22 protein-coding genes are annotated in these 21,193 nt (G+C 72.1%); 8 read left to right on the forward strand and 14 right to left on the reverse strand.

Going from position 1 to position 21,193, the window contains the following annotated elements:
* The first annotated feature begins 48 nt into the window (after window positions 1-48).
* A complete protein-coding gene (locus ACH4N1_RS21770) occupies window positions 49-465 on the forward strand; it encodes an SseB family protein (RefSeq protein WP_398099252.1) in 417 nt (138 codons plus the stop codon).
* 120 nt (window positions 466-585) lie between these two features.
* Here ACH4N1_RS21770 and ACH4N1_RS21775 read toward each other — a convergent pair whose 3' ends face one another.
* Window positions 586-1,605 (reverse strand): aldo/keto reductase, encoded by a 1,020-nt coding sequence (locus tag ACH4N1_RS21775; protein WP_398099254.1) that lies wholly within the window; start codon window positions 1,603-1,605, stop codon window positions 586-588.
* 169 nt (window positions 1,606-1,774) lie between these two features.
* Here ACH4N1_RS21775 and ACH4N1_RS21780 point away from each other — a divergent pair, with 169 nt between their 5' ends.
* The gene (locus ACH4N1_RS21780; RefSeq protein ID WP_398099256.1) at window positions 1,775-2,365 is read left to right on the forward strand and encodes a TetR/AcrR family transcriptional regulator; all 591 of its coding nucleotides are present in this window, start codon (window positions 1,775-1,777) and stop codon (window positions 2,363-2,365) included.
* Window positions 2,366-2,638: 273 nt separating this feature from the next.
* Here the strand turns inward: ACH4N1_RS21780 and ACH4N1_RS21785 are convergent, their stop codons facing one another.
* Window positions 2,639-3,685, reverse strand: a complete 1,047-nt coding sequence (locus ACH4N1_RS21785) for an SPFH domain-containing protein (protein WP_366058592.1) — start codon at window positions 3,683-3,685, stop codon at window positions 2,639-2,641.
* Window positions 3,686-3,688: 3 nt separating this feature from the next.
* Entirely contained in the window at window positions 3,689-4,120 is a 432-nt protein-coding gene (locus tag ACH4N1_RS21790) for an NfeD family protein (RefSeq protein WP_398099258.1), read from the reverse strand.
* A gap of 225 nt (window positions 4,121-4,345) precedes the next feature.
* Here ACH4N1_RS21790 and ACH4N1_RS21795 point away from each other — a divergent pair, with 225 nt between their 5' ends.
* Window positions 4,346-7,474: an ATP-binding protein gene (locus ACH4N1_RS21795; RefSeq protein WP_398099260.1), complete on the forward strand. Its 3,129-nt coding sequence runs from the start codon at window positions 4,346-4,348 to the stop codon at window positions 7,472-7,474.
* Here the strand turns inward: ACH4N1_RS21795 and ACH4N1_RS21800 are convergent.
* The 3 genes from ACH4N1_RS21800 to ACH4N1_RS21810 form a co-directional block, all read right to left on the reverse strand.
* Complete coding sequence (locus tag ACH4N1_RS21800) at window positions 7,455-8,282, reverse strand: ABC transporter permease (RefSeq protein ID WP_398099262.1); 828 nt, start codon at window positions 8,280-8,282, stop codon at window positions 7,455-7,457. The genes ACH4N1_RS21795 and ACH4N1_RS21800 overlap by 20 nt on opposite strands.
* Complete coding sequence (locus ACH4N1_RS21805) at window positions 8,279-9,274, reverse strand: ATP-binding cassette domain-containing protein (protein ID WP_398099263.1); 996 nt, start codon at window positions 9,272-9,274, stop codon at window positions 8,279-8,281. The genes ACH4N1_RS21800 and ACH4N1_RS21805 overlap by 4 nt, the downstream gene beginning before the upstream one ends.
* A 338-nt stretch (window positions 9,275-9,612) precedes the next feature.
* On the reverse strand, window positions 9,613-10,089 hold the full coding sequence (locus ACH4N1_RS21810) for an SRPBCC family protein (RefSeq protein WP_398099265.1): 477 nt from the start codon (window positions 10,087-10,089) through the stop codon (window positions 9,613-9,615).
* Window positions 10,090-10,357: 268 nt separating this feature from the next.
* Between ACH4N1_RS21810 and ACH4N1_RS21815 the strand changes: the two genes are divergently transcribed.
* Window positions 10,358-10,894 (forward strand): GNAT family N-acetyltransferase, encoded by a 537-nt coding sequence (locus ACH4N1_RS21815; RefSeq protein ID WP_398099267.1) that lies wholly within the window; start codon window positions 10,358-10,360, stop codon window positions 10,892-10,894.
* A gap of 303 nt (window positions 10,895-11,197) precedes the next feature.
* Window positions 11,198-11,965, forward strand: coding sequence for a hypothetical protein (locus ACH4N1_RS21820; protein WP_398099269.1), 768 nt, complete (start codon window positions 11,198-11,200; stop codon window positions 11,963-11,965).
* Window positions 11,966-12,241: 276 nt separating this feature from the next.
* On the opposite strand, the gene ACH4N1_RS21825 is transcribed toward ACH4N1_RS21820, so the two are convergent.
* Both ACH4N1_RS21825 and ACH4N1_RS21830 read right to left on the reverse strand, forming a co-directional pair.
* The gene (locus ACH4N1_RS21825; protein WP_398099271.1) at window positions 12,242-12,466 is read right to left on the reverse strand and encodes a cold-shock protein; all 225 of its coding nucleotides are present in this window, start codon (window positions 12,464-12,466) and stop codon (window positions 12,242-12,244) included.
* Window positions 12,467-13,070: 604 nt separating this feature from the next.
* Complete coding sequence (locus tag ACH4N1_RS21830) at window positions 13,071-13,472, reverse strand: hypothetical protein (RefSeq protein ID WP_398099273.1); 402 nt, start codon at window positions 13,470-13,472, stop codon at window positions 13,071-13,073.
* Window positions 13,473-13,693: 221 nt separating this feature from the next.
* Here ACH4N1_RS21830 and ACH4N1_RS21835 point away from each other — a divergent pair, with 221 nt between their 5' ends.
* Window positions 13,694-14,221, forward strand: a complete 528-nt coding sequence (locus ACH4N1_RS21835; protein WP_398099275.1) for a DUF5959 family protein — start codon at window positions 13,694-13,696, stop codon at window positions 14,219-14,221.
* Window positions 14,222-14,428: 207 nt separating this feature from the next.
* On the opposite strand, the gene ACH4N1_RS21840 is transcribed toward ACH4N1_RS21835, so the two are convergent.
* Entirely contained in the window at window positions 14,429-15,079 is a 651-nt protein-coding gene (locus ACH4N1_RS21840; RefSeq protein ID WP_398099277.1) for a hypothetical protein, read from the reverse strand.
* A gap of 89 nt (window positions 15,080-15,168) precedes the next feature.
* Between ACH4N1_RS21840 and ACH4N1_RS21845 the strand changes: the two genes are divergently transcribed.
* Entirely contained in the window at window positions 15,169-15,363 is a 195-nt protein-coding gene (locus tag ACH4N1_RS21845) for a hypothetical protein (RefSeq protein WP_398099279.1), read from the forward strand.
* Window positions 15,364-15,617: 254 nt separating this feature from the next.
* The gene (locus ACH4N1_RS21850) at window positions 15,618-16,040 is read left to right on the forward strand and encodes a hypothetical protein (RefSeq protein WP_398099280.1); all 423 of its coding nucleotides are present in this window, start codon (window positions 15,618-15,620) and stop codon (window positions 16,038-16,040) included.
* Between the two features lie 141 nt (window positions 16,041-16,181).
* Here ACH4N1_RS21850 and ACH4N1_RS21855 read toward each other — a convergent pair whose 3' ends face one another.
* The 5 genes from ACH4N1_RS21855 to ACH4N1_RS21875 form a co-directional block, all read right to left on the reverse strand.
* The gene (locus ACH4N1_RS21855; RefSeq protein WP_366058607.1) at window positions 16,182-16,493 is read right to left on the reverse strand and encodes an NIPSNAP family protein; all 312 of its coding nucleotides are present in this window, start codon (window positions 16,491-16,493) and stop codon (window positions 16,182-16,184) included.
* A gap of 18 nt (window positions 16,494-16,511) precedes the next feature.
* Window positions 16,512-17,306, reverse strand: coding sequence for a hypothetical protein (locus tag ACH4N1_RS21860; RefSeq protein WP_398099282.1), 795 nt, complete (start codon window positions 17,304-17,306; stop codon window positions 16,512-16,514).
* Between the two features lie 55 nt (window positions 17,307-17,361).
* Window positions 17,362-17,772 carry a hypothetical protein gene (locus tag ACH4N1_RS21865; protein ID WP_398099283.1) on the reverse strand — a complete coding sequence of 137 codons (411 nt, stop codon included), beginning with the start codon at window positions 17,770-17,772 and terminating at the stop codon, window positions 17,362-17,364.
* Window positions 17,773-17,861: 89 nt separating this feature from the next.
* Window positions 17,862-19,688, reverse strand: coding sequence for a hypothetical protein (locus ACH4N1_RS21870; RefSeq protein WP_398099285.1), 1,827 nt, complete (start codon window positions 19,686-19,688; stop codon window positions 17,862-17,864).
* Between the two features lie 404 nt (window positions 19,689-20,092).
* Window positions 20,093-21,190: a glutamate--cysteine ligase gene (locus tag ACH4N1_RS21875; protein ID WP_398099286.1), complete on the reverse strand. Its 1,098-nt coding sequence runs from the start codon at window positions 21,188-21,190 to the stop codon at window positions 20,093-20,095.
* Between the last annotated feature and the right edge of the window lie 3 nt (window positions 21,191-21,193).

Consider the following 21,193-nt stretch of genomic DNA (forward strand, 5'->3'; position numbering starts at 1 on the left):
CGCACCCCGCACCGGGCGGTCCGGCCGGGGCCACGATGGGGTGAAGCCATGCGCGACGACAGCATCCCCGAGGAACTGCTCGTGGCGGCCGCCCAGGAGGCGCTGCGCGACCTCAACCGCACGCCCGACGACCGGACGGTGCTGGACACCCTCGTCGCCTGCGACATCCTGGTTCCGGAGCCGGACGAGTTCGTCGCCCGTCATTCCCCGCAGGACGGCAGGCTGACCCTCCCGGTGATCGACGACCCGCCGCGGCCGCACACGGTTCCCGTCTTCACGTCCGTGGAGCGCATGCTCCACGCGCTGCCCGAGGTGCACATCGGGCATCAGGTGCAGCTCGGTCTGCTGGCGGCCAACTGGCCCACCGACGAGGAGTTGGCGCTCGCCATCGACCTCGGCCACCCCGACGGCCTGGTCTTCGCCGGCCGGGACGTCCACACCCTGCTCGTGCCGCCCCGGAGGTGACCGGCCCCTCCCCCGTTCGCCGTCGGGTGGGTGATCCCGCCCGACCCTCACGATCGCGTGATCGCGTGATCGCCCGGGGCCGACGGGCCGAGGCGGACCGTGGCCACCGCCCCCGGGCGGTCAGCGGCGCCGCAGGGACGGGTCGAACAGCGCCGGCGGGGTGTCGTGCTTCTCGTGTGCGGCCAGGTCGGTGCCGGGGGCCACGACGGCGTCGATCGCGTCGAGCACGTCGGCGGAGAGCACGGTGTCGGCGGCGGCGAGCTGCGCGTGCAGGTGGTCCAGCGTGCGGGGACCGATGAGCGCGCCGGTCACGGCGGGATGCGCGGTCACGAATCCGAGGGCGAGCTGGATCATGGTCAGGCCGGCCTCGTCGGCGACCTCGGCCAGCTGCTCGACGGCGTCGAGCCTGGCCCGGTTGGCGGGGAGGGCGGTGTCGAAGCGCTGGGGCATGAACGTCGAGCGGCTGGTGGTGATGTCGCGGCCCGCGCGGACGGCGCCGGACAGCCAGCCCGAGGCCAGCGGGCTCCACACGAGGACGCCGAGGCCGTACTGCTCGGTCACGGGAAGCACGTGGGTCTCGACCCCCCGCTGGAGGACGGAGTAGCTGGGCTGTTCGGTGACGTAACGGCCGAGGTGGTGTTCGCGGGCGGCCCACTGCGCCTGGACGATGCGGTGGGCGGGGAAGGTCGAGGAGCCGAAGTAGCGGATCTTGCCCGCGCGTTGGAGGTCGGTCAGGGCCGACAGGGTCTCCTCGTCACTGGTGCTGGGGTCCCACCGGTGGATCTGGTAGAGATCGACGTGGTCGACGCCGAGGCGGCGCAGGCTGTCGTCGAGCGCGCTGACCAGCCAACGGCGGGAACCGCCCCGGTGGTTGCGCTCGTCGCCCATCGGCATGCCGGCCTTGGTGGCCAGGACGATGTCGTCGCGGCGGCCGGCGACGGCCTTGCCGATCATCTCCTCCGACTCGCCGCCGCTGTACACGTCGGCGGTGTCGATGAGGTTGATGCCGGCCTCGAGGGCGGCGTCGACGATGGCGGTGACCTCGTCCTGGGTGGTGCGTCCGAGCGCGCCGAAGTTCATCGCGCCGAGCGCGAGGGAGCTGACCTGTACACCGGTTCGGCCCAGGGTGCGGTACTGCATGACCGTTTCTCCTCCATGGCGGGTGAAGCGTGGTGGAAGTGCGGGTGCGGGTGCGTGGCTTGGTGGCCGGTCCGTGCTCTGGCATCATGAGCAAACGGAACCTCGTTCCGGAAAAGACGATACGGAACGACGTTCCGTTTTGCAAGGTGAGCAGGGGACGGAGCCGCACGTGGGCGACAGCGAAGAGCGCGGGAAACAGGCGGCGGAGCCCAAGCGGAAGGACGCCCGGCGCAACAAGGAGAGCCTTCTCGACGCAGCCGCCGCCGCCTTCGTCACCTCGGGCGTGGACGCGCCGGTCCGCGACATCGCGGCCCGGGCCGGTGTCGGGGTGGGCACGATCTACCGCCACTTCCCGACGCGGGCGGACCTCATCGTCGCCGTCTACCGGCACCAGGTCGAAGCCTGCGCCGAGGCCGGTCCGGCGCTGCTGGCGACGAGCCCGGCCCCGTACGTCGCCCTGGGGCGATGGATCAGCCTCTTCGTCGACTTCCTGGTCACCAAGCACGGCCTCGCCGCCGTGCTCCAGTCCGACGAGGCGGGCTTCGAGACGCTGCACACCCACTTCCTCGACCGCCTCGTGCCCGTGTGCGCCCAACTGCTCGAGGCCGCGGCCGCCGCCGGGGAGATCCGCTCCGACTTGGAGGCCTACGCGCTGATGCGGGGCGTCGGCAACCTCTGCATCGGCGCGGAGAACGACCCCCGCTACGACGCCCGCCGGCTGGTCGAGGTCCTCATCGCGGGACTACGCCCACCGAACTGACCCCGGCCGCCGGACCGACCGGGGCGCGCACCGGCGCAGGTCACGGGTCCCGCGTCGACGGCCGTCGGGGCGTCCGGGATCCGGGCCGGCCCGTCGACCGGAGCGGTCGTCGTCTCGGCAAAAGCGACGGGAACCACCGCCGCGGAGCCGGCGCGGCAACGGCCCACCCATGGCCGCCCCGGCAACAGTCACCGCCCGCCCACGGCCGCCCCGGCAACAGCCAAGCCACCGCCTCCCCGTGCGGCCGCCCCGGCAACGGCGACCGGACGCCGGTCACCCGTTTCCGGGGCTCAGGTCGTCGGGGAGGGCGCGGGGAGCGGTGCCGTCGGCCCTGGCCGCGTCGGCGAGGGCCTCGGCAGCCGCCTCCGCGGCCTGCGCGGCGTCGCTGGCCGCCTGGGCCGCTCCGCCGTCCGAGCGCTTCTCGCGCGTGGCCGGCGACTGGGGCAGGACCTCGCTGAACGCCCGTGACACGTCGCTGAGCGCGGAGGTGATCTCGCTGGGGATCACCCAGAAGTTGTTGCCCGGACCCTGTGCGAGGTGGGGCAGCGTCTGGAGGTACTGGTAGGCGAGCAGCTTGGGGTCGGGGTCGTTGCGGTGCACGGCCTGGAACACCTCGTCGATGGCCCGGGACTGCCCTTCGGCCTGGAGGATCGCGGCCGTGCGGTTGCCCTCCGCGCGCAGGACGGCGGCCTGCTTGTCACCCTCGGCGGTGAGGATCTGCGACTGCCGCTGCCCTTCGGCACCGAGGATCGCGGCCCGCTTGTCCCGCTCGGCCCGCATCTGCTTCTGCATGGCGTCCTTGATGGACTGGGGAGGATCGATGGCTTTGATCTCCACCCGGTTGACCCTGAGACCCCATTTGCCGGTGGCCTCGTCCAGCACACCGCGGAGCTGGCTGTTGATGGTGTCGCGGGAGGTGAGGGTCTTCTCCAGGTCCATGGACCCCACCACGTTGCGCAGGGTGGTGACGGTGAGCTGCTCCACCGCCTGGAGGAAGTTGGCGATCTCGTAGAAGGCCGCGCGTGGATCGGTGACCTGGAAGTACAGCACGGTGTCGATCTCGACGACCAGGTTGTCCTCGGTGATCACCGGCTGCGGTTTGAAGGAGACGACCTGTTCCCGCAGGTCGATGACCGGATACACGCGGTCGACGAAGGGGATCACGAGGCTGAGGCCGGGTTTCAGCGTCCGGTGGTAACGGCCCAGTCGTTCGACGTTGCGGGCGCGCGCCTGGGGCACTATGCGCACCGCCCGCACCACGGTGAGGACCGCCAGCAGGGCAACGATCAGGCCGGCGATGAGGAACGCCGAAGCTTCCATGGTTCACTCCCGGGGGTAGACGAGTGCGGTGGAGCCGCTGATCTCCATGACGTCCACGGCCGTTCCAGGGGGAATCACCAACGTCTCGTCATAGGCGCGCGCCGTCCACTCCTCGCCCTCGATCCGGACCCTGCCACCGGCTCCGGTCACCTCGGAGACGACGTAGGCGGACTTCCCGATCAGTGCGTCGACGCCGAACCGCTCCGTCTGGGGCTGCAGCACGTGTCGCAGCGCGACCGGGCGCAGGAACACCACGCTGAGCGTGGCGACGACGGTGAACACGAGGAGCTGGAGGGGCGCGGGCAGCCCCAGGGCAGCGGTGCCGGCCGTGATCAGCGCGGCACCGCCGAGCATGCCCAGTGCGGCGGTGAGCGTGAAGATCTCCGCCAGGGCGAAGAATCCCGCGATGATCACCCAGATCAGCCACGGCTCCACAGGGCCCCCTTCCGAGGACGCGAGCGCGTGAAGGGGGCACACCGTCCGTGGTCACCGGTACGGCCTGTCCGTCCCCCGGAAAGGTACGCGTAAGGAGTGCTCACACACCTCACAGCTGACCGGGCGGCTGTTTCACGCTCTCCTTGTGGAGAGACCCCTACCCATCCCGGCTCCGGAAAATCGGCTCTGCCGCGGGCGATCGGCGGGCTTGGTTAATCTGCACGGGTGACCACCGACCTGACCCTGCTGCCGCGTGTCGCCCATCTCGGGAAGGAGGTCACCGCGCCCCGGCTCCGTGGTCTCCTCGCGCTGCTCGCGGGCGACCTGCGCGCCGGCTGCGGCACCGAGCGGCTCGTCGCGGGGCTGTGGCCGGACCGGCTGCCGGAGCGGCCGGGCAAGGCACTTCAGGTCCTGGTGTCCAGGGCGCGGGCGCAGCTGGGCGCCGACGTCATCGCCGGCACGCCGACCGGGTACCGGCTCGCCCTCGCCGCGGACCGGGTCGACAGTTCCGCCCTGCTGCTGCACGCCGCCGCGAGCGCGGAGCGGGCCAGGGGCGGCGACCACGCGGGATCGCTGGCCGCGGCGGAGGCGGGGCTCGCGCTGTGGGACGGCAGCCCAGACGGGGCGGGCGACGCCGACGACCCGGTGGCCGCGCTGCGCACCGCGCGCCGGCCCGTCCGGGGCGCGCTCGTCCGCGCGCGGGCCCTCGCGCTGGCCCGGCTGGGGCGGCACGCGGAGGCGGCCGGGCCGCTGGCCGAGGCCGCCGCGGAGCGTCCGCGCGACGAGGAGGTGCTCGCCGAGCTGCTGCGGGGCGAGGCGGCCACGGCGGGGCCGTCCGCCGCGCTGACCCGGTACGAGACCTACCGCCGTCGGCTGCGCGACGAGCTGGGTACGGACCCGGGGCCCGGACTCAAGGCGGTGCAGCGGGAGTTGCTGGACGGGGAGGCGCCGGCGGTCCGGTACGGCGTGCCGCACGAACCGAACCCGCTGCTGGGCCGGGACGAGGACGTCGCGGCGGTGCGGCGGCTGCTGCGTGCCTCGCGCGCGGTGACCGTCGTCGGCCCCGGGGGCCTGGGCAAGACCCGGCTCGCGCACGCCGTCGGCCGCCGGGCCGAGCAGCGCGTGGTGTACTGCGTGCCGCTCGCCGGTGTCACCGCGGACGAGGACGTCGCGGCGGAGGTGGCCTCGGTGCTCGGCGCGGGCGAGGGGCGGCACGGCGCCGTGGGCGGCCACGCCTCGGCCGACCCGGTGGCCGGCGTCCTCGCCGTGCTCGGCTCCGGGCCCGCTCTGGTGGTGCTGGACAACTGCGAGCAGGTCGTCCGGGGCGTCGCCGACCTCGTACGGGCCCTCGTGTCGTCGTCGAAGGACCTGCGGGTGCTCGCCACCAGCCGGGCCCCGCTGGGCCTCACCTCGGAGGCGGTGTACGTGCTGCCGGAGCTGGGTCCCGGCACCTCGGCCGAGCTGTTCACGCAGCGGGCGCGGGCCGCCCGGCCCGGCGTGGAGCTGCCGCCGTACGCGGTGGCCGAGCTGTGCCGCCACCTCGACGGGCTGCCGCTCGCCGTGGAGCTGGCCGCCGCACGGGTACGGGTGCTGTCGGTGCCGGAGATCGCCCGCCGCCTCGGCGACCGGTTCGCGCTGCTGCGGGGCGGGGTCCGGGACGTGCCGGAGCGCCACCGCACGCTGCACGCGGTCGTGGAGTGGAGCTGGAACCTGCTCGCCCCGGACGCCCGGGCGGCACTGCGGACGCTGTCCGTCTTCCCCGGCGGCTTCTCGGGGGACGCGGCCGAACGGGTGCTGGGCGAGGACGCGCTGTCGCTGCTGGAGCAGTTGGCCGACCAGTCGCTGCTCACCGTCGCCGACACCCCGGCCGGTGTGCGGTTCCGGATGCTGGAGACCGTACGGGAGTTCAGCGCGGCCCGGTGCGCGGAGGCGGGCGGGGAAGAGGAGGCCGTCGGCCGGTTCCTCGCCTGGGCGCGGGACTTCGGGGTCACGTACCACGACTGGTTCTTCGGCCCGGAACCGCGGGTCGCCGGGGAGCTGATCAGGGCCGAGCAGGACAACCTCGTGCTGGCCCTGCGACACGCCCTGGCCCGTGGGGACGGCCCCACCCTCGCCGCGCTCACCGCCGTCCTCGCCGCATTGTGGTCCACCGACTCCAATTTCCCGCGCCTCGCGGCCCTCGCCGCGGACACCGGCCCGCCGCTGTCGCACTACCGCCCCGAGCCCGAGTTCATAGAAGTCGCCCGCGCAGCCGCGGTGTTGGGCACGACGGCCCTGTTCGTGGGCCACGGGCCGGCCGCCGTACGCCAGCTCGTCACGCTCCGCCGGCTGCCCGCCGCCCCGCCGGACACGCTGCCGCGCGCCATCGCGGTGGTGCTGGGCGCGGTCCCGGGGATGCTGCCTCCCGACTACGCCGTGCTGCGGGATCTCTGCGACAGCGAGCAGCCGCTGGTCGCCGGCGTCGCCGAGTGCATCGCCACCTACGTCTGGGAGTACGAGCACGACATCGACCGCGCGCTCGCCTCGGCCCGCCGGACACTCACCGCGCTGGCTCCGGTCGACAGTCCGTCCATGCGGCTCATGGGACATTCCCGCCTGAGCGAGCTGTGTCTGCGGACGGGGCGGGGCGAGGAGGCCTACGAGCACCTCAGGGCGACGCTCGAGGTGGTGCCGCGACTCGGCGACGGGAACGACTACCTCTTCATCCGCAACGGCCTCGTCCTGGCCTGCCTGCAGCGCGGCGACCCCGACGAGGCCGAGGACTGGCTGCGGCAGGCGGAGAGCCACGGCGCCCCGCAGCAGGACTCCTTCCACCGGCCCGATCTCGGCGGGCGCGCCGAGATCGCCCTCGCCCGGGGGCTGACCGAGGTCGGGCTCGGCCTGTGGCGCGACGCCCTGGAGCGGATGCTCGAGGCGGGCTCGACGCGCGGCGACGACCCCTGGCTGGACCCGTCGGCGCTGCAGATCCAGTCGGCGGCGGTGACGGCCCACGCGCACGCCGGCCGTCCCGAACTGGTCGCGGAGCCGGTCGACCGGCTCCGGCAGGCGTTGCGGACCCGGCTCCGCTGCCCGGCCGGCCCGCCCATGGAGCTGCTGTTGTACGGGACGGTTCTGCACGCGCTCGGCATGGCGGGGATCGCGTCCGGCGACCCCTCGGCCGTACGGATGATCGCGCTCGCCGAACGGCTGCGGGTGGCGCGCGAGTTCCAGCCGACGATGTCGCGGGACCGCGCCCGGCGGGCGGCCGAGAACGCCGACCGGGCGGCGTACGCCGACGCGGTGTCGGAGTACGCCGCCCTGGAGCGGGACGAGCTGCGGGAGGCAGCCCGCGCGCTCATTTCGGGTCGCGGTTGAACGACGCCGTCGACCAGCGGTGGCCGAGCGCGGTCAGGCCCAGGCACCAGGCGATCGCGATCCACCCGTTGTCGCCGATCTCGGTGCCGAGCAGCAGGCCGCGCAGCGTCTCGATGGCGGGGGTGAACGGCTGGTACTCGGCGATCGGCTGGAACCAGCCCGGCATCGTGTCGGCGGGGATGAAGGCGCTCGAGATGAGCGGGAGGAGGATCAGGGGCTGCGCGCTGTTGGCGGCCGCCTCGGCGTTCGGGGCGGCCATGCCCATGCCGACCGCGATCCAGGTGAGCGCCGTGGCGAACAGCGCGAGCAGTCCGAACGCGGCCAGCCACTCCAGGGCCGTGGCGTCCGTGGACCGGAAGCCGATGGCCACCGCGACCGCACCGACGAGGACCACGCTGGCGAGCGACTGCAGCACGCTGCCGACGACGTGCCCGATGATCACGGAGCCGCGGTGGATCGCCATCGTGCGGAAACGGGCCATGAGACCCTCGCTCATGTCGGTGGCGACGGACACCGCGGCCCCGATGACGGTGCCGCCGATGGTCATCATGAGGATGCCCGGGACGATGTAGGCGATGTAGTCGGAGCGGTCGGCGCCGCCGCCCCCGATGCCCGTGCTCATCACGTCGCCGAAGATGTAGACGAAGAGCAGCAGCAGCATGATCGGCGTGAGCAGCAGGTTCAGGGTGAGGGACGGGTAGCGGCGCGCGTGCAGGAGGTTGCGGCGCAGCATCGTGGCCGAGTCGCGGACGGCGAGGGAGAGCCGGGCGGGACGGGCGGGACGGACGGGAGTCAGGGGGGAACTCATCGGACGGTCTCCTCGGGCTGGTCGGTGCCGCCGGTCAGGGCGAAGAACACGTCGTCGAGATCGGGGGTGTGCACGGTCAGCTCGTCGGCCTCGATGCCGGCGGCGTCCAGCCGGTCGAGGACGGCGCGCAGTTCGCGCTGGCTGCCGTCGCTGGGAATCCGGAGGGACAGCGCCTCGTCGTCGGAGGCCGCCCCGCCCGGGTGGAGCCGTGGGCCGGGGAGGGTCGCCCCGCCCAGGGCGACGGCGGCGGACCGGTACGCGACCGGGTCGGTGAACCGCAGCCGCACGTGGCCGCCGGGGACGAGCCGCTTCAGTTCGTCGGCGCTCCCCTCCGCGGCGATCCTGCCGTCGTGGAGCACCGCGATGCGGTCGGCGAGTTCGTCGGCCTCCTCCAGGTACTGGGTGGTGAGGAAGACGGTGACGCCGCCGGAGACCAGCTCGCGGATGATCCCCCACATGGTGTGGCGGCTGCGGGGGTCGAGGCCGGTGGTGGGCTCGTCGAGGAAGATGACGCGCGGGTCGCCGACCAGCGTCATGGCGATGTCCAGGCGGCGCTTCATGCCGCCGGAGTAGGTGGAGACGGGCTTCCCGGCGGCCTCGGCGAGGTCGAAGCGCTCCAGCAGTTCGGCGGCGGTACGACGGCCCTCACCACGGGGAAGGTGGTGCAGGTCCGCCATGAGGAGCATGTTCTCCGCGCCGGTGATCAGGCCGTCGACGGCGGAGAACTGCCCCGTGACGCCGATCTCGGCACGCACCGCCTGCGGGTCGGCGGCCAGGTCGTGGGTGCCGACGCGCAGGTCGCCGGCGTCGGCGGTGACGAGGGTGGAGAGGATCTTGACGGCGGTCGTCTTGCCGGCTCCGTTGGGACCGAGGAGAGCGAAGACCGTGCCCTGCGGGACGGCCAGGTCGATGCCGTCGAGGACCACCTTCTCCCCGTAGGACTTGCGCAGCCCCTTCGCCGCGATGGCGAGTGCGGTCGGTGTCGTTGTCATGCCCCGCAGCTTGGTGCGGGGCGGATTCAGTTCGCTCTCAACACGGTTTCAACGCTCTGAAACCGGGGGGGGCGGAACGGTCCGCGCCGACGTCCGCGGTGGCTTCCCCCTCGCCCGGATCCAGGGGTGGAAGCGTCCCTACCTCCCCCGGATACCACGGGCAGGGGTGCGGGTACGGGTCGAGGCGTCTTCCCGCATCCCGCATCCCGCCCCTCGACGATCGCCGCGGCCGGCCCGGCGGCCCGTGTTCCCTGTGCGACACGTGCTGCCCGTACGGCCTGTGCTGCCTGTGCTGCCTGTTCGGCAGCTGCCGCGGACGGAGCGGCGGGGCCGTCGTGTCAGAGCGAGGAGCCGGCGTCGCCCGGCTTGACGCGGCCGCGCCAGGCTCCGGACTCGCTCCCACGCTCCTCGACATACTGCTTGAAGCGCTTCATGTCGCCCTTGACGCGCCGGTCGATCGTGCCGAGCACATCGGCGGCCTTCTCCGCCATCCCGCTCGGCTCGACGTCCATCACGAGCTCCACCCGGGTGTGCGTGTCGTCCAGGCGCTCGAACCGGACCGTGCCCTTCTGGTGGGTGTCGCCGCTGGTGGTGCGCCAGGTGATGCGTTCGTCCGCGAGCTGGTCGACGATCTCGGTGTCGAACTCGCGCCGGGTACCGCCGATCTTGGTCGTCCAGTGGTTGTGGCGGTCGTCCAGCTGCCTGACCTCCTCCACGCCCTCCATGAACCGGGGGAACTGCTCGAACTGCGTCCACTGGTTGTAGGCGGTACGGACGGGGACGTCCACCTCGACCGTTTCCTTGACCCTGCTCATCTGCGCGCTCCCTTCTCACCGGCGATGCCGGGGCCGTCGGCCACCGGGCGGTCGCCCACCGGACGATCGGCCCGACCGGTGGTCGGGCCCGTGGCGACGAGTACCCGGGGTCCCGCCGGATACGACTGCGTCGTCCGTTCTCCGGATCACGTCCTCACGTCGAGAGGGTCGGGGAGGTCGAGGAGGCCGTCCAGAGGGTCGAGGAGGTCGAGGGGGCGGACGGATCACCCCGGCGCGGGACACCCTCCCGATGCGTAATACTCTCCATATGACGTCAGGCATTACACCGCGGAGCGGACCGGTCACCGTACGGCGAGCCGTCGCGAAGGACGCCAAGCGGCTCACGCGGCTCGTGCGTGGCTCGCGGGCCTACGAGGGGCGGTACGCGGCCATGGTCGCGGACCACCGGGTCGGGCCCGGCTACATCGAGGCCCACCGCGTTTTCGTGGCCGTCGCCGATGACGAGCACGAGAGCCGCGTCCTCGGTTTCTACTCACTGCTCCTCGCCCCGCAGGAACTCGACCTGCTGTTCGTCGCCGACGAGGCGCAGGGCCGCGGCATCGGACGGCTGCTCGTCGCCCACCTGCGGGCCGAGGCGCGCGCCGCCGGGCTCGACCGCGTCCGGGTGGTGGCGCATCCGCCGGCCGAGGGCTTCTACCGGAGCATGGGCGCGGTGCGCACCGGGACCGCGCCCGCGAACCCGCCCGCGGTGGGATGGGAGCGCCCCGAGTACGACTTCCTCATCGCGCCGGCGCCGCCGATACCGCCGACGCCACCCACGGCTTCGGCACCCCCTCGGGTCTGAGACAACGCCGCCGGCCGGGGCCTTGCGGATGCCCGGCAGGCGGGGAGCCGTCCACCGGAACTCCACGGGAGCACGCCCACGACCAGACGGGCTGTCGTCCGGCGCCGCTGACGTCAGCCGCTGATGTCAGCCTCTGATGTCACTCGTCGATGTGTCAGTCCGGGCCCAACGTTCCTCGCGTCGCTGCCTGCTCCCCATGGACCCCGGTCCCCGAGCGGCCGGTGCAGGGCCTCGCCTCACCGGGTAGCGTGGGGATCTTCGGCCGGCGGAAGCCGTACGGAGTCCCCGAAGGCCGGGTACATCTTGCATCTCGCCGACCGTCCCGCACGCCGCCGCCTCAGCGTCGCCCTGGAGAACCTCTCCGTCACCTTCCACGGCATGACCGTACATCCGGACGAGCACAACTGCGAATGCCACTGGGGCAGTTCGGAGGAGCTCGCCCTTCTGAAGACGCCGGGTGTGCAACTGGAGCCGGACCTCCTGCGCCGGACCTGGCAGGCCTCCGACTGGACCGATCACGCGGCCGTGCTGCGCCGCATCCTGCCGCAGTTCGCCGCGGCCCTGGTGGCCGGTCGCGCGCAAGCCCTGTTCGGACTGGAAGAGGCCGGAGACTCCTTCGCCCGCGGCCGCTGGCAGCAATGGCCCGACGAACAGGCCGCTTCGGTAAGCGAGTTCCTGCACGCTTGGTTGGCGGAGAGCCTCACCGGTCCGGATGCGGTCGTCCCGGCGCACCAGGTTTTCGCGATGTGTGCCGAGGCGTCCGGAACGCTCGGCCCCTGGCTTGCCGACTGGGAGGAGCAGACCGGCCACCTCAGCGACCGACGTCTTGCCGAGGCGGCCGCAGAGTGGGAGTACGAGCTTCTCGGAGAGAGCCTGCCGTGGAGTGTCGGCTGGTACGAGCACGACGAGGAGGAGATGCGCGCCGAACTGGTGGCCTGGCTCCTCGGCCACGCTGCGACGCGGCTCCGGGAGTCGGACGCACCGGAGGATCTGCGGCACCGAATACGGCTGCTCGGACTCACCGGCGAGGACCGCTGGACGGATCCGCACTGGCCCGGCCACCGTTACTGACGGCCGGCGGACGCGAAGGCTTCCACGGCCGCACGCCCCGTTCCGGCGCGACCTCGCGGCCGACCGTGCACCCGACGGCGCGTGAAGCGTCGAAGGCCCGGGCGATGACGGGTCGGGAGCCTTCGAACCGATGCCCCGACAGGATGCGAACCTGCGACATCCGCTTGAGAAGTTCGATCAACGGAGCGGCACTGCATACCGGGGCAGCGGGTGCGAGGGCAGGGCGGGCTGCCGGAGACCGTGGGCGTTCGCCGTCGTTGGTGTCAGGTGTGGATGTCAGGCCGGCCGGGGCACGATGCTCACCGCACGGTAGTCATACCCGTCTTGCTTGAAGCCGGGGGCCTCCCACGTGAGGTCAACCCGTTGTCCGGGCGACAGCGTGCGGAAGCCGGTCGCCCGGATGTCGGCGTAGTGGCCGAAGCAGCCGCCGGGGGTGTCGGGGGAGTCGAGAACGCCCCACCCCTCCTCGTCGTCCCACTCGCGGACAGTCGCAGTCACCATGGACGGAACCCTACGGCTTTCTTCGCGTCGGCGGGCTTGGCACCTCACTCAGCTTGGAATGCTGCGACTCATTGAGGCCGGGGCAGTCGCCGAGACGGGCGAACGGCCGGGATGCCGTCCCGTCGGGCCTGGCTGCTTTCACCATGATTCCCCGCCGTCCTCCGCTCGACCTGGTGCGGTTGTGGTGCGGATCGCCGAAGGGACGGTGTCCGGAGACCTCTGTGACTTCATCCTTCGCCGACGGCGGTGCCATCGCTCCGACAGCTCCCCGGTGGCGATCGAAACGACGGCCATCGCGGCGCACGTCGGCCAGCTCCTGAGGTCGTGGATGAGCAGCCCGGTGAGGCGGAACCCCACTGTTGTCAGGGCCCACCAGACAACGGACCGGGCTGCCGCCTCGATCCGTCCGCTTCTGCCGTTCACGGGTCAAAGGTAGCTGTCCGGTGGGGGCCGACCGGTGTGCGTCTGGACAGTCCTCTGATCCGCAGCTCTCCGCAGAGAGCGGTCATCGGAGGTCGTCCAGGCTGCCGGGAGGACCGTGAGGGCCGGTGTCGGGCACTGACGGCTGCGGGGATCGCCGTACTCCGTTGCCGTACAGCGACGGCTACCAGTCCCGCCAGTCATCCGTGATCTCGGCGCGGTCGATGCCTCGCCTTGCCGCCAGCGCCGGGACGTCGACGCCGTGCTCCGTCAGGGTCTGATCGATGTAGAGGCACAGTTCTTCACGCTCCTGGGTCTCGTAACCGGCGCCGCCGTGTTTCTCGTTGATCTCGTTCAGCGCCAGCACGACGCTTCTGATCGCATCGAAGACCTGCTCGTCGTCCCGGTCCCGGAGAGCCTCCACCTCCGACTCGAACGCGTGCAGTGCCTCGTCGGTGGCCGCCAGCAGCGACTCGGGGAAGAGCTCGGACAGGAAGGCATCGCTCGGGGCGCGCGTCCCGGCCGTGAGTTGCCTCGCCTCTTCGGCCACGCGCGCACGCCAACGTGCTGAAGGTCTGATCGCCATGCCCGGACTGTAGGCCCAGCCTCTGACATCCCCGTCGCCGTGCACGGTTTCCCCCTGTGCCGACGGGGTGTTGGGCTACGAGGGCTTCCGGCCGGCACACCGAGAGCACGCACCGGACACCGGTCCTCGACTGGCAGACGTGGCCTGCCGCGGCACTAGCCTGTCGCGTGCTGGGTCGCTCCGAAGCCGGGGAGACGGACGGGCGCCGAGAACGGGGGAACATGAGCGGGCAAGGAGCCGTAGACCTGATCCACCTCGCCGACGACGAGGGGAACAGCGTCGTCGTACAGGTGACCGGACGGTACATGCCGGGGGTGCTGACGGGCCATGACACGCTGATCGCGAACGTCCTGGTGACGACCGGGTTCGTCAGTGGGCGACTGAAAGTCTGGCTCTCGCCCGGCGACCTGGCCGAATGGGAAACAGCTCTCGACTCGTCAGCGGCGGGGCAGGACACCAGCTGGATGGGAGGTCGCGCGCCCGAGATCAGAATCCGACTCGACGGAGAGCGCGGGTGCCCCGACGTCATCGTCGACGACGTACCGGGTTCCATGGCGACGGTGACCGTGCCCGTGGCCCTCGGGGAGGGCTGGGTGGACGATCAGCGTCGCCGTTTGGACGAGGTTCGCCGACGCTGGCCCCGCGAGGTGGTGGAACCCTCCTTCGGTGTCTACCAGTGGAGTCCGGACCGAAAGCGGCATCCACGGAATCCTGGTTCTGGTCCGCCTTCGCCGGCTTCGCGCTCATGACCGCTGTCCACGCCGTGAAGGGTGTCCGCCTGGTCCGCGCCCGCCGCCGTCCCACGGCCTGATCCGGAATCCGGCACTGTGCCCGTGGGCGTCGCGCGCGGATGCGGGCCGGCCTGCCGAAGCGGAGAAAGCCCGGTTCTTCTGAAACGAGACCGGCGACGAGTCGGGGAGCGTTCTCCGGTGCTTTCGGCCGCCTGTGTCCTCGGCTCATCCTCCCAGCCCCCACTCGTCGAGGCCGGAGTAGATCAACGCAGTGCGAGCCGCGGGGAAGGACAGGCAGTCGGCCTCCCCCGAATAGACCGCCACCAGCGAGTCGGTTCCTCGCCACCAGGTGTCTGCCAGCCCTTTCACCTCTCGCACCGGCTCGTAGCCGTCCAGCGCGATGCCGTCGACGTCGTCGCCGGTGACCTTGGTGATCTGCTTCGCGCACAGGGACGCACGGTGGGTGAGTGCGAGCGACTCCACCCACCCTTCGACGGTGGCGTGCAGGGGTGTCCACCGATGTGAGTGGATGCCGAACTCGTCGGCGGGCCCGATCATGAACGAGTAGGGGACTGCACTCCGCTGGTCCCCTGCCTCGAACGACCACCCTCCAGAGGGCGATCCTTCCGGCGCGTCAGGGTGGAAGTACTTGGGGCCCCCGTCGTACTGCGGTCCGGGCGGCAGGACCAGGCCGCCCCATCGCTGCTGGAAGGCGACCATACGGTCGATCACCGCCGCCGGTACGTCCCGCTCGAGCCACCACCGCCTGTGGTCCTCGATCGGCCTGGTTCCGACCTTGATGCCGTGCAAACCGACGAAGGACCGGGCCGTCCGCGTCAGCCCGTCAGGAAGGTCGTCGGAGAGGTGGAGATTCATCGAGCGGACGCTACCCGGTACGGCCGGCGAGTACGGCAGAAGCGACAGCCCGGAGCCCGGCCGAACCGTAGAGTCCCCAGAGGGGGAACATGGCTGAGCACGGCTGGTACGACGACAGTGACCACCACGAAGCAGTCCAGCGGGCCGAACGAGCGACACGGTTCGGCTGGTCCGCGATCGCCTGGACCACGGGAGCGCTCGGCTGTGCGCTGATCGCCCTCACCGGTCTTTGCGCGGTCGCGGTCGTCGCGTGCCTTTCCGCCGTGGTGACGAGCCATTACTGAGGAGCCACCGGGCACGGGTGCGGTCACTGATCGTCCGGGCGGTCCCTGAGGGACGGGGACACCGTGCGGACTCCGGTGGCACGCGTGCGGCACGGCCTCGCACACGCCGAAGGGCCTGCCCGGGAGGAAAGCACTCCCCGCGGGAGCTGCGGTTGGCCTCCAGGGGGTGACCGTCGTCGGGGCGGGGTGCCCTGTCAGTGCCGTCCCCTACGCTCTGGTCTTGATCAAGCAGTGCGGATGGGGAGGGGATGCGGATGGGCGGAAACGCATGGAGTCGCACGGGCCCGTATCAGCCGGATCCGGCGGCCGCGTTCCGGCAGGCCCAGGAGGACGAGCTGGCGCGGGACGACCACGGTTTCGAGGGCCGGTCCGTCGAGGAACTGTGGCGCGATCCGGAGTGGCAGGAGTACGTCTTCACCGGCGGCACGGGCACCGTGCTGGACTTCCCTCTCATGATCGAGGCCTCGGACACCGACGACGGTCCGTTCATGCGACCGCTGACCGACGCCGAGGTGCGTGCGTGGGCCCCTCACGGCCGGCCCACCTACGAGGAGTGGGACGCCGCTCTCGATTCCGAGCGGTTGGCCTTCCCGGGCCGCGCCCAGGGGAACTGCACCGTGCTCTACCGCGACGGCAGGCCCGCGCACATCGGCTACTGGGGGGTCACCGCCGACTAGGGAAGCCGGTACCGCTGCGCGATGTGGCCCCTGTGCCTGTCCCGGGACCACGGCGACGGGGTCCCGGGCATCTCGTGCAAGGTGCCCCCGGCAGGACGCGATCCTGCGTCACGGCTGCGACGGCCGTGTCCTCGCCCTCGTCTACGACACGCCGTCCAGCGGCCGCAGGAAGCGGCGTTCGTACCGCCTGATGCAGCCGGTGCTGCGCGCCAGTTCGAACGCGGCCCGGCACTCCGGGTCCGACATGCTGTCCGTGCGGTACTGCTCGTACGCGGCGAGGCTGGGGAAGGAGAAGAGGGCGTAGGCGATGTCGCTGTCTCCCTCGCTCGGCAGGAAGTAGCCGTGGTGCGTCCCGCCGAAACGGTTGACGAGCCCGACCCACCGGCGGCCGTACTCCTCGAAGTCGTCGAGCTTGTCGGCGTCGATCTCGTACTTCAGATGAATCGTGATCATGGCTGCATCATGGCGTGTTCAGGACGGCTCAGGTGCCGGGCACTGCGTGGACGGCGGGCAGAACCACGCGCGCGCCGTGTCGAGCAGTTCGCGTTCGTCCTCGGCTCCGTCGTCCTGCGCGCCGTAGGCGATGAGGGCGTAGCGCTCTCCGTCGACGGCCTCGAAGCGGTGGTCGATGACGTGGTAGGCGGAGCCGGCGGCGGGTTCACCGCTGAGTTCGTCCGCGGTGTACTCGTGCTCGGCCGCCTCGTTCCCGGACGGGTCCGGCACGTACTGGACGTGGATCTCCCGGTACCCGTCGAGTTTGCTCGCCGTCCCCTGGGCCTCGACCACCGAGGCGTGCGGGGAGTCCTCCATGAGCTGGAAGATCTGGACCCTGCGGATGCCGTCGGGGGCGCGGTACTCGACGATGTCGATGCCGTACTGCGACGGGGTGCTGTCGCGGGACCATCCCTCGGGCAGGGCGATGCGGAAGCCCTCGGGGTCGTCCAGGGCCTCGTAGCCCGACGGCGGCGACGGCGCTGCCGTGACGCCCGGGCCGGCCGTCGCCTCCTCCCCCTCCTCCCCCGTGGCGCCGCCGTCGGTCGCGCCCGGATCGACGGGCGCCTCCTGGGCCGGCGGACGGTAGGGTTCCGGCTCGTCCTTCCAGACCAGGGCCCACGTGCCGAAGGCGACCCCGCACACGGCGAGGACGACCGCCGTGCGCTGGAGGGCGCTCCGCTGGCGCGGCAGGTCGAGGTACTGCTCGACGTGGAAGAGGCGTTCACGTCGTGATCCGCCCCACTCCTGCCGCTCGGTGTCGAACACTCTCATCGCTGCTGTCCTCCCTGCCGCGGTGGCGGGTCCGTCGTCGGGTGGGGCCGGCTCGTCAGCCGAGCAGTTGGGCGACACCCTGGACGACGGCGGTGGCCGAGGCGACCGCGCCGACGGCGGCGCCCTGGGACCCGAGCCAGCTCCGTACTCCGCCCAGCAGCCGGGTGAGCCGGCCGGTGTCGGCGGTGCCGGTCCCGGCGATCTCGGCCTCGGCCTCGGCGAGTTCGCCGTCGAGCGTCGCGTCCTCGGCGCTGCGGTCCGCCACCGGCGGCAGTGCGCCGCGCAAGTCACGGATGACGGCGAGGAGTTCGGCGTGCCGGGGGTCCGCTCCCGCGCCGGTGGTGTTGTACGACGTCGCCGTGCCGTGGCTGCCGGTGGCGACCGATCCTCCGGTCATCGAGCCGATGCTCACGCTGCCGCCGCTGCTCGGCGGCTGCTCCGGACCGCTGTGTCCGCTGCTCGACATGGGGGTGTCCCCTTTCTCAGGGCGTGTGGTGCGCTTTTCAGGGCGTGTTCCGGGGCGTGGGGGCGGGCCGGCGGGGCCGTGTGCGCGTCTCAGGGGGTGTGGCCGGCGCGGGTCGCCGACGGCGGTGTGCCGGTGTGGTGGGCGGCGCTGCCGTGGCTGCCGGTGGCCACCGCGCCGCCGGACATGTCCTTGATGAAGACGCTGCCGCCGCTGAGCTGGTAGACGTGCTGCTCGAACTCCTCGGTGCGGTAGCCGTGGGTTTTGAGGGCCTCGCGGACTCCGTTGACGATGCGTTCCTGGATCGTCTTCACGTAGCGGGTGCTGTCCATCCGCTGGAAGGCCGACAGCCGGTCGGTGCTCACCAGTTCGCGCAGGGAGACGCGCGGCACGTCCGGGAGTGTCCCGCTGTCCTTCCAGCCCGTCGTGACGGCGTTGTTCAGGGTGGCGAGTCCGCCGATGCCGGTGTCGACCCCGATCGCCGGCGCCTGTCGCAGGGCGCGCAGGGCGGCGCGGATCCAGGTCTCGGGAAGCTTGTCCACGAAGGTGTCGACGGAGCGGAAGTCCGTGCGGACGGGGCTGAGGACGAAGGGGAGCACTTCGAGCATGAGCATGCGGCCCTGGGTGTGCACGCGGACGAGGACGGTGACGACGACCTGTTCGTGCCAGGCGCCGACACGGACGCGCAGGAACACGCGCCGCCCCTCGCCCCCTTCGTCGACGGCTTCGCGGAGATGGGCGGCGACCTGGGCGGGGTCGTAGACGGACAGGCCCCGGCCGGTGCCGTGCGGGAGGGCGGCCGGGTCGGGGGCGCCGCCGACCTCCAGTTCCTCGTCGCGCGCCACGCCTCCCGGCAGGTAGACGAACCGCTCGACCTCCAGGTCGCGGAGCCGGTCGCGGCCGCTCAGGGCGGCGGACTCGCGCAGCCGGGTCAGCTGCGGTTCGATCATGGAGAGCGCGGAATCGGCGGTCAGGGGGCCGCTGACCTGGTGGGGCACCACCGTGCCGTCGGTGCTGTCGGGAACGGCGTCCGCGGTGTCGGCCCCGTCGGCCCCCGGGGCGCGCTTGCGCAGTTCCATCGCGAACGACCAGGGGGTTCCCTGGACCCCGAGGCCGACGAACGGGCTGTCGTCGCCGTACAGCGTGAGCGCGGCCTCCTGCTCCCGGCGGACGTCGTCGCGCACCATCTCGTACAGGTGCCCGGCGGGCAGTTCCGGCTGGGCGGCGGTGGGGAAGGTCCAGCGGGCCAGCCGAAGGCACAGGGCCTTGCGCTGCCAGGTCTGGTACCACCAGGCGATGAGCGCCATCGCGAGGGGGAACAGGAGCGGGTACGGCGTCTGGACGTCGCCGCCGAGTACGCCGCGGACGTACCAGAACCAGTAGAAGAGGGCGAACGCCCCGGCTCCCAGGGAGACCAGGGAACCGGCGCCGTCGGCGGCCTTGGCGACCGGGTCGGGTAACCCCGCGGAACGGGCGGCGCTGCCGCCGCCGCTGGCGGTCCGGGCGAACCACAGTGCCAGGCAGACCATCGCGTACAGCACGGACCAGGGCAGCGGCATCCCGCCGGTGAGCCGGTCGTCGCCTTCGAAGAACGCGGCGATCACGTCGTCGAAGTCGACGTCGGCGCCGTCCCCCCAGCGGTCGGAGAGGCTGTCCCAGAACATGATCACGTCGGACAGGAAGAAGCCCGCCCAGGCTCCGAGCATCAGCAGTGCGGCGCGCGCCTCCTGCCGGGTCACCCGCAGGGCGTGGGACAGCACGGGCAGGACGTCGACCCCGTTGGGCGCGGCGACCGGCCGCTCACGGTGATCGAGCAGTTCCTCGATGACGCGTCGGCGGAAGCCCGCGTCCTGGTAGACACCGGCGCACAGCAGGCGGGTGGCCTCCGTACGGCTGTAGCGGTGTTCCGGAAGGCTCACGCCAGACACGTCGCTCCCCCTGATGGTCCGTCAATTCCCTGTCGTAGCATGCCGCCGGGCGGCTCCGGGCACGTCGGCCCGCATCGGCCCCACCGGTCGCTCCGGCCGCCTCGGCACACGGCCGCCACTCCCTGCGGGCGAGGCCTGACGGGGTGCCGAGCATGGCCGCCGGTCACTCCCGTGTCGAGGGTCGCGACGGCAAAAGTACTGCCGCCGTGATGCGACGGGGCAGGTTTCCCCCTCAGCTGCTCGATGGAGTGAAAGACGGCGAACCAGCTGGACGGAACACACGGCGTCGGTATAGGGCAACTCGCGTGTGAGACCGGCTCAGGGGGTTCCGGTGACGGGCCGAACCGACGGGGGCCGGCCCTGTCGGTGGCGAAGCCGCAGACCCGCCCCAGCGCTCACGGCGCGGTGCTCTCACCGGTGAGCAGGTCGACGACCGCGCGTACACCGCCCTGTGCGAGGGCGGCCCGTTGCCGGTCGGCGCCGGTCCCGTCCTGGAGGAGGCGGTGGAGGAGGGACGTGACCTGCCGGGTGTCGCCGGCGGCGTCGAGCGCGGGGGCGATGTGCCGCAGCAGCCCGCACAGCACGTCGCCGGCGCGGCGCCGGTCGCCGTTCGGGTCGACCAGGGTGTCGTCGAGCCCGTGCCGGGCGGCGTGCCACATGGCGGCCTGCAGCAGTTCCGGCGCCCGGTCCGACGGCGGTTCCTGGTCGGCGGCCGCCTCGGCCAGGGCCGTCTCCACCAGAGCCCGGACGATCCCGGCGAGCATGACGGCGTCGTCGGCGTGGAGCTGGACGTCCGGACAGCGCACCTCGACCGTGGGATAGCGCTCCGAGAGACGGGCCTGCCAGTACACCTGCCCGGTGTCCGAGATCAGGCCGCTCTCCACCATGCGCTGCAACCGGCGGTCGTAGTCCGCCGCGTCGCGGAAGGAGGGGGTGACGCCGGTGACCGGCCAGCGGCTGAAGATCACCGTGCGCCAGCTGGCGAACCCGGTGTCGTGGCCGTCCCACAGCGGGGAGTTGGCCGACATCGCCGTCAGCACCGGCAGCCAGACCCGGATCCGGTTGAGCACCTGCACGCCCGCCTCCCGGCTGGGCACGGCGACGTGCACGTGCATGCCGTTGACCAGCTGTTCCGCCACCAGCTGAGGCGCCTGCACCATCATGGCGCGGTAACGCGCCTCGTCGGTGACGCCCACGGGCCCGGCGTCCCGCAGCGGCGGCGTCCCCACGGCCACCATCCGGCAGCCGTGCTCCTCGGCGGCCGCGCCGACCGCGTGCCGCAGGCGCAGCAGGTGCCCGCCGACCTCCTCCAGCGTGTCGCACACCGGGGTCCCCACCTCGACCTGGACCTGGAGCAGTTCGGACTGGACCTCCTTGCCGCCCGTGAGAGCGGCCAGGTCCGCCGCCGCACGCACCTTCTCCGAGTACGGCACCGGAAGGCCCGCGGCGGGGTCGACCAGCAGGTATTCCTCTTCCACGCCGATCGTCGTCATCGA

The organism is Streptomyces sp. NPDC017202 (assembly GCF_044331705.1).
Taxonomy (GTDB): Bacteria; Actinomycetota; Actinomycetes; order Streptomycetales; family Streptomycetaceae; genus Streptomyces.

What these genes read in the sequence shown, in the direction of transcription:
- ACH4N1_RS21770 (WP_398099252.1), top strand. Translation starts at nt 49, where the DNA reads ATGCGCGACGACAGCATCCCCGAGGAACTGCTCGTGGCGGCCGCCCAG.
- ACH4N1_RS21775 (WP_398099254.1), bottom strand. Translation starts at nt 1,605, where the DNA reads ATGCAGTACCGCACCCTGGGCCGAACCGGTGTACAGGTCAGCTCCCTC.
- ACH4N1_RS21785 (WP_366058592.1), bottom strand. Translation starts at nt 3,685, where the DNA reads ATGGAAGCTTCGGCGTTCCTCATCGCCGGCCTGATCGTTGCCCTGCTG.
- ACH4N1_RS21800 (WP_398099262.1), bottom strand. Translation starts at nt 8,282, where the DNA reads ATGAGTTCCCCCCTGACTCCCGTCCGTCCCGCCCGTCCCGCCCGGCTC.
- ACH4N1_RS21805 (WP_398099263.1), bottom strand. Translation starts at nt 9,274, where the DNA reads ATGACAACGACACCGACCGCACTCGCCATCGCGGCGAAGGGGCTGCGC.
- ACH4N1_RS21810 (WP_398099265.1), bottom strand. Translation starts at nt 10,089, where the DNA reads ATGAGCAGGGTCAAGGAAACGGTCGAGGTGGACGTCCCCGTCCGTACC.
- ACH4N1_RS21815 (WP_398099267.1), top strand. Translation starts at nt 10,358, where the DNA reads ATGACGTCAGGCATTACACCGCGGAGCGGACCGGTCACCGTACGGCGA.
- ACH4N1_RS21825 (WP_398099271.1), bottom strand. Translation starts at nt 12,466, where the DNA reads ATGGTGACTGCGACTGTCCGCGAGTGGGACGACGAGGAGGGGTGGGGC.
- ACH4N1_RS21830 (WP_398099273.1), bottom strand. Translation starts at nt 13,472, where the DNA reads ATGGCGATCAGACCTTCAGCACGTTGGCGTGCGCGCGTGGCCGAAGAG.
- ACH4N1_RS21835 (WP_398099275.1), top strand. Translation starts at nt 13,694, where the DNA reads ATGAGCGGGCAAGGAGCCGTAGACCTGATCCACCTCGCCGACGACGAG.
- ACH4N1_RS21840 (WP_398099277.1), bottom strand. Translation starts at nt 15,079, where the DNA reads ATGAATCTCCACCTCTCCGACGACCTTCCTGACGGGCTGACGCGGACG.
- ACH4N1_RS21845 (WP_398099279.1), top strand. Translation starts at nt 15,169, where the DNA reads ATGGCTGAGCACGGCTGGTACGACGACAGTGACCACCACGAAGCAGTC.
- ACH4N1_RS21850 (WP_398099280.1), top strand. Translation starts at nt 15,618, where the DNA reads ATGGGCGGAAACGCATGGAGTCGCACGGGCCCGTATCAGCCGGATCCG.
- ACH4N1_RS21855 (WP_366058607.1), bottom strand. Translation starts at nt 16,493, where the DNA reads ATGATCACGATTCATCTGAAGTACGAGATCGACGCCGACAAGCTCGAC.
- ACH4N1_RS21860 (WP_398099282.1), bottom strand. Translation starts at nt 17,306, where the DNA reads ATGAGAGTGTTCGACACCGAGCGGCAGGAGTGGGGCGGATCACGACGT.
- ACH4N1_RS21865 (WP_398099283.1), bottom strand. Translation starts at nt 17,772, where the DNA reads ATGTCGAGCAGCGGACACAGCGGTCCGGAGCAGCCGCCGAGCAGCGGC.
- ACH4N1_RS21875 (WP_398099286.1), bottom strand. Translation starts at nt 21,190, where the DNA reads ATGACGACGATCGGCGTGGAAGAGGAATACCTGCTGGTCGACCCCGCC.